Here is a 6,002-nt window from a genome sequence, read left to right as displayed (position 1 = left end):
CGGCCCCAATCGGCCGTGGTGGCAGCCGGAAAGCGCGGTCACGGCACGCGGCTCCGGTACATTTGTCGATAGGGCGGCCTGTCGATACAGGGCCGATCGGACGCGAAGCACCGCGAGCCGCGAGCATCTCGGCGACGCCGCGGTCATCCTGGCGACGCGTCGGTGCTCCGGGTCGAGCCACCGCCCACCATGCGGCGCGACCGAACTCCACACCGGGCCGAGAATCCGAGGAGCTGCGGAAATGGACGTCCCCCTCTGGTTGTGGGCGGTGTTCGGCACAACCGTGACCGTCGGCCTCGTCGTCGATCTCGTCGCGCACCGTGGTCCGCATGTGATCGGATTCAAGGAAGCACTGCGCTGGAGCATTCTCTGGGTCGGCCTGTCGCTGGCCTTCGCGATACTCGTCGCGGTCGCGGTCGGCCCGACCGCGTCGGTGGAGTTCACCACCGCCTGGCTGCTGGAGAAGAGTCTGTCGGTGGACAACCTCTTCGTCTTCGCGCTGATCTTCGGGTACTTCCAGGTTCCGCGCGAGTACCAGCACCGGGTGCTGTTCCTCGGTGTGCTGGGCGCGCTGGTGTTCCGCGGCATCTTCCTGATCCTCGGCGTCGCCGTGGTGCAGCGGTTCACCGCCGTCCTGTTCGTCTTCGCGGCGATCCTGCTCTACAGCACCTACAAACTCCTCGTCGACGACGACAACTCCTTCGATCCGGGCAGCAGTACGGCGGTGCGGCTGGTACGCCGGATCATGCCGATCCAGCACGAGTACTCCGGCGCGCACTTCTTCGTCCGCTCGGCGGGCCGGTGGGTGGCCACTCCCCTGCTGGTGGTGGTCGTGGCCATCGAGGCGGCCGATATCGTCTTCGCCGTCGACAGCGTGCCCGCGGTGCTGGCCGTCAGTCAGGAACCGCTCATCGTCTACTCCAGCAACGCTTTCGCCATTCTCGGGCTGCGCGCCCTGTACTTCCTGCTCTCCGGGATGCTGGCGCGCTTCCACCATCTGTCCACCGGCCTGGCGATCATCCTCGGATTCATCGCCGTCAAACTGATCCTCCAGGCCGCCCACAAGACGATCACGCCCGCCATCCCGGAGATCCCGTCCCCGGTGAGCCTGGCGGTAGTCGTGGTGGTGCTCACGATCTCGGTGGTGGTCAGCATCGGCCGACCGCCGCCGGAGGAATCGACACCGTCCCCGAACACCGGTTCCGTGGACACCACCGACAAACCCGACTGATGGAAGGTCCACGGCCGCAGCGCCATCGACGGATCATCTGACGCACACCCGCCGGCGTGGGATAATCGCAGGTGCGACCAATCGCGCGTGCAAGACGACAGCCAGTTCGCCGGAAGTGGGTGACTGCGATGTCTGGCTACCCGTCGCTCTCGGTCCGGCTCTGGCGGATGCGACCGTGGAACGCCAGCCCCCTGATGCCCGCCTCCCTGCGCTTCGAAACCGTCGCCATCGCAACCTTGTTGGCGCTGTGCCTGCTCGTCGTCCCGATCGCGGGCGCCGTCGGTACCGAAGCCTACAGCCGCACGAACACCCGCATCCTGTCCGACAACGCCACCAAGACGCTTGTCACCGCGACCATCACCGACGATCCGACGCACCAGAAATCCGAGCGCCGCTTCCTGGCCAGCGTCTCATGGAACGACGACGGACACGAACACACCCGCACCGCGCCGGTCCCGTACGACACCGGCCGCGGCGACGAAGTCCCGGTGTGGATCGGCGCGGACGGCACCCCGGTCGACCCGCCCCTGCGCACCGGCGACGCTCTCCTCGACGGCATCGGCGCGGGCATGGTGGCCCTGTTCTCGGTCTGGTCCACCGCGGGACTGCTGATCTGGGCCACCCGCACCGCGATCGACCACCGCCGTGACACCGCTTGGACCGTGGCGTGGCACCGGTTGAACCACCCGACCAGACAGTGACCACACCCATGCCCTTCGGACCACCACCCCGCGCCACCACCGCCGACCGGGAGCGAGTCATCGAACTGCTCCGCACCCAACTCGCCGTCGGCACCCTGACCGCGGACGAGTTCGCCGCCCGCGCCGACGCCGCCGCCCACGCCCGCCGCCGCGCCGACCTCGACCGCCTGACCCGCGACCTACCCGCCGTCACAGTGACAACAACCATACGAAATCCACTGCGCCCCTTGGTCGTCGCCGCACTCGTCGCCGTCGCCGCCTTCCTGCTGGTGGTGGTCGCAGTGGTCGCGGTGCTGGGAATCGGCGCGATGCTGGGCGGCTGACGGCGGCAACCCGGAGCCGCGGCTGCTCGGGCACGTCGGCTCGACACCGGCGCCCCGAAAACCGACGGCTGTATCCGCCCCGATGTCGCTGATAGCGTCCGGCCGCAAGCAACCAGCACCCATCGCTCGGAAACAGCGGAGGTCAGCTCATGCGTACACTGACTCGCCCGATTCTCATCCTGTGCACCGCCGCGGCCCTGACCAGCGGTGCCGCCGCCCACGCCGATCCCGCCGCCACACCGGTCGCCGCCAATGCGATGAGCTGGTCGGCCGAATGCGCGGCCGGACTGCTCGCCGGATTGGTCGCCGCACTCACCACCGGCTCCTCCGCCGCGGTCGGCTGCCCCACCTGACGGTACCGCCCTCGGTCCCGGCACGGCGTCCACGCCGAAGGCACCGCCGAGTAGGTCACCGACGTCCTGTACGCCGTCACCCCCTGGCTCGGAACCTTCGCGTGAGCCCCAACCCCGAGCGACGCGTAGACGCGAGAATCCGGACTCGCCTGCCAGCTCGACCACCTCGGCGCCGGGCTCGGACCAGCCGCCAGCCGATTCCCGCGACCGCGAACACCGCCACGAGAACGACGAGCAATGGCCGCCAGCCGAGGTCGCCGACCCAGCGGCTGATCGCCTCCTGGATACGGCTGGCGGCGACGATCACCGGATCGTCGGCGTCGCCGTCGCCGAAGAACAGTCGCAGCTCATAGATTCCGTAGTAGGTGACGTACAGCCCGGAGAGCACGAGCAGGACGCCGCTGACTCTGCCGATGTAGGGCAGCAGTTTTCGCGTCCACGCCGTCGCGGCGGCACCCGCCAGCGCGACGACCACCGCCAGCACGCCCACCAGCAGCGTCATTCCGGCACCGTAGGCGAGGTAGGCGGCGATGCCGCCGAGTACCGATCCGCTGCGGAAGGTGCTGCTGGTGACGGCCAGGAACGGGCCGATCGTGCAGGACAGCGAGGCGATCGCGTATGCCACGCCGTAGCCGGTCATCGACGCCAGCCGGGCGCTCGGCGCACCGCGGGACGGCTTGGGCAGCGCCACCGCGATGTCACGGCCGCTCAGCAGCCATGCCCCCACACCCACCAGCACCACCCCGATCACGACCGTAGCCGCGGGCAGATAGCGCTGCACCGACACCGCCAGCGGCGAGATCACCAGGCCGAACGCGCCGAAGACGAGCAGGAATCCCGTCGCCATGGCCACGGTGGCGGCCAATGCCCGGCCCAGTGCAGCGAGCCGCCCGGGTTCGGCGTCATCCGCACCGGCCACCACCAGGGCGAGATAGCCCGGCAACAGGGCGAATCCACACGGGTTCACCGCCGCGACCAATCCGGCCGCGAGGGCGAATCCGAGCACCTCAGCATCCATGGGACTCAGCATCCATCGGGCTCAGCCCAAAGCTTTGATCTGCGTGGCGATCTCGTCCGCACTCAGGCTGCCCGGGACCATGTCGATATCGGAGAACTTGCTCACGAAGGCGAAGGCAGGCTGCGCGGTCACCCCGAACCGCTGCCACACCGCACCGTCCAGATCCGCGATCTGGGTGAACGTCAGACCGTATTTGTCGGCGAATTCCCGCATGGCGGACAGGTCGTCCCGCGCGGCCACGCCGACGAATTCCACATCCGGATGCGCGGCGGCCGCCGCGGCGACACCGGGTGCCTCCCGCTGGCAGGTGGGACACCACGGGGCCCAGAACCAGAGCACGGCCTTCTTCCCGGCCAGGCTGGCCCCGGAGAACTCCGCGCCGTCGATCGTCTGCGCGGTGAACTGTAGTTCCTCCGGCACGGGGGCGTCCGCCGCGACGCTGGTCGGCGCTTCGCTCACCGCCGTGGTCGACACCGCCGTGGTCGATGCCGCGTCCTCGGTGTCACCACCGCATCCGGCCGCCACCAGCACGGCGGCGAGTATCGGCAGCAGCAGTCGAACGCTCTTCACAATCGGTGAACCTCCGGTCGGTGAATGGGAACCCTGAACGCCTATCATCACAGCCTCGAACGACTTTCGCGCCCAGCGCGGCGGCCCCAGACCACGGCCGCATGGCTATTGCGACGTGCGCTCCACCGGTAGGCCCGCCAATGCCCATTCGAGCATCCCCTCCCGGAGCCGTTTGACGTCCCGCCCGGACCGCTGAGCGATCCGGACCGCGTCCGGTGCCATGACGCAGTAGGCCCCGCGGCAGTAGGCGACGATGTCGCGGTCGGTGGGGAGTTCGGCGAGCCGGGCCGCCAGTTCGGACAGCGGGATATTGATCGCGCCGGGAATGTGGCCCGCCCGGTACTCCGCGTGCGGGCGGACGTCGATGAGGGTGATCTCCCCGGCGTCGCGGCGACGGATCAGTTCGTCGCGAGTGATGGCGTTCTCGGGTGCGCCGAGGACGGCCGCCGCGGCGACGGCGACATCGGACAGGTGGGCTTCGGCCACGGTGTGCACCAGGGCGAACAGACGGGCAACGTCGGTTCCGGCCAGGCGGTAGTGCTGGCGGGTGCCGTCGCGGCGGGACCGCACCAGCCCACCCGCCTTGAGTGCCTGCAGGTTCGCCGACGCGGTGGTCAGGTTCATGCCCGTCGCGGTGGCGATGGCCTCGACGGTGTGTTCCCCCTGCGTGAGCAGGTCGAGGATCTGGAGTCTGCGGCCGTTGCCCAACGCCTTGCCGACGCGGGCGATCTCGTCGAACAGGGCCGCCTTACGGCCGGTCACCTCACTCACGCTTGCTTCTCCAATGCTCTGTTGGATAGCTTATTCCATAATTCTATGGAATAACATCGGATGGTGCGATTGTAGCGCCACTCGGACCACCCGAGCGGGTGCGCCGCTTCACCACTGCCAGGAAAGAACGCTCTCATGCCCCACAGCGCCACCAGCACCGCCGACTCCCCCGAGATCGCCCGCGCGCAACGCCGCGTGCTGACCGTGCTGGTGTCCGCGCAGATCCTCAGCGGTGCGGGGTTGGCCGCCGGGATCACCGTCGGCGCGCTGCTGGCACAGGACATGCTCGGCTCGACCAGTCTGGCCGGGCTGCCCAGTGCGCTGTTCACGGCGGGTTCCGCGGTCGCCGCCGTCGCGGTGGGGCGGCTGTCGCAGGCGCGGGGCCGCCGTCCCGGGCTGGCCGCCGGATATCTCACCGGCGCGGTCGGCAGTGTCGGTGTCATCGCCGCCGCCGTCGCGGACAATCCGGTGCTGCTGTTCGTCGCGCTGTTCGTCTACGGCGCGGGCACCGCCACCAATTTGCAGGCCCGCTACGCCGGTGCCGATCTGGCGAGCGTCTCGCACCGCGGCCGTGCCATCTCCACCGTGCTGGTCGCCACCACGCTCGGCGGCGTCGTCGGCCCCAATCTCGCCGCGCCGACCGGCAGCCTCGCCCAGGCCATCGACATTCCGTATCTGGCCGGACCGTTCCTGCTCGCCGCGGCGGCCTACACACTGGCCGCGGCGGTGCTGGCGGTCTGGCTGCGCCCGGACCCCCTGCTGCTGGCACGCACCCTGGGTCCGGGCGATCCGGTCTCCAGCTCGACCACGACCGCACGTCCGGCGGCCGACGGCTCCCGCTCGGGCGTCGCCATCGGCGGTTTCGTCATGGCGGTGACACAGCTGGTCATGGTGGCGATCATGACCATGACGCCGGTGCACATGCTGCACCACGGGCACGGCACCGCCGCGGCCGGACTGGTGATCGCCATCCACGTCGGCGCGATGTATCTCCCGTCCCCGCTGACCGGCTGGCTCGTCGACCGCCACGGCCGC

8 protein-coding genes are annotated in these 6,002 nt (G+C 69.5%); 5 read left to right on the top strand and 3 right to left on the bottom strand.

Annotated elements, in window-relative coordinates:
• Positions 1-241 precede the first annotated feature (241 nt).
• From QK444_RS31220 to QK444_RS31205, 4 genes are all read left to right on the top strand, one after another.
• The gene (locus QK444_RS31220) at positions 242-1,231 is read left to right on the top strand and encodes a TerC family protein (RefSeq protein ID WP_282785670.1); all 990 of its coding nucleotides are present in this window, start codon (positions 242-244) and stop codon (positions 1,229-1,231) included.
• A 128-nt stretch (positions 1,232-1,359) separates the two neighbouring features.
• A complete protein-coding gene (locus tag QK444_RS31215; protein ID WP_282785669.1) occupies positions 1,360-1,932 on the top strand; it encodes a hypothetical protein in 573 nt (190 codons plus the stop codon).
• 8 nt (positions 1,933-1,940) lie between these two features.
• Positions 1,941-2,255, top strand: a complete 315-nt coding sequence (locus QK444_RS31210) for a DUF1707 domain-containing protein (protein ID WP_282785668.1) — start codon at positions 1,941-1,943, stop codon at positions 2,253-2,255.
• Positions 2,256-2,404: 149 nt separating this feature from the next.
• On the top strand, positions 2,405-2,608 hold the full coding sequence (locus QK444_RS31205) for a hypothetical protein (RefSeq protein ID WP_282785667.1): 204 nt from the start codon (positions 2,405-2,407) through the stop codon (positions 2,606-2,608).
• Positions 2,609-2,684: 76 nt separating this feature from the next.
• Here QK444_RS31205 and QK444_RS31200 read toward each other — a convergent pair whose 3' ends face one another.
• From QK444_RS31200 to QK444_RS31190, 3 genes are all read right to left on the bottom strand, one after another.
• Positions 2,685-3,626, bottom strand: a complete 942-nt coding sequence (locus tag QK444_RS31200; RefSeq protein WP_282785666.1) for a cytochrome c biogenesis protein CcdA — start codon at positions 3,624-3,626, stop codon at positions 2,685-2,687.
• 21 nt (positions 3,627-3,647) lie between these two features.
• Positions 3,648-4,085 (bottom strand): redoxin domain-containing protein, encoded by a 438-nt coding sequence (locus tag QK444_RS31195; RefSeq protein ID WP_282785671.1) that lies wholly within the window; start codon positions 4,083-4,085, stop codon positions 3,648-3,650.
• A 216-nt stretch (positions 4,086-4,301) separates the two neighbouring features.
• Positions 4,302-4,967, bottom strand: coding sequence for a metalloregulator ArsR/SmtB family transcription factor (locus tag QK444_RS31190; RefSeq protein WP_282785665.1), 666 nt, complete (start codon positions 4,965-4,967; stop codon positions 4,302-4,304).
• Between the two features lie 135 nt (positions 4,968-5,102).
• Between QK444_RS31190 and QK444_RS31185 the strand changes: the two genes are divergently transcribed.
• Positions 5,103-6,002, top strand: a 900-nt coding sequence (locus tag QK444_RS31185) for an MFS transporter (protein ID WP_282785664.1), incomplete at its 3' end; no start/stop codon positions are given.

It is taken from the genome of Nocardia sp. CC201C (genome assembly GCF_030010695.1).
GTDB classification, from domain to species: Bacteria; Actinomycetota; Actinomycetes; order Mycobacteriales; family Mycobacteriaceae; genus Nocardia; species Nocardia otitidiscaviarum.
Note: the sequence above shows the minus strand (reverse complement) of the source record. Positions and strands in the feature narration are given on the sequence as shown.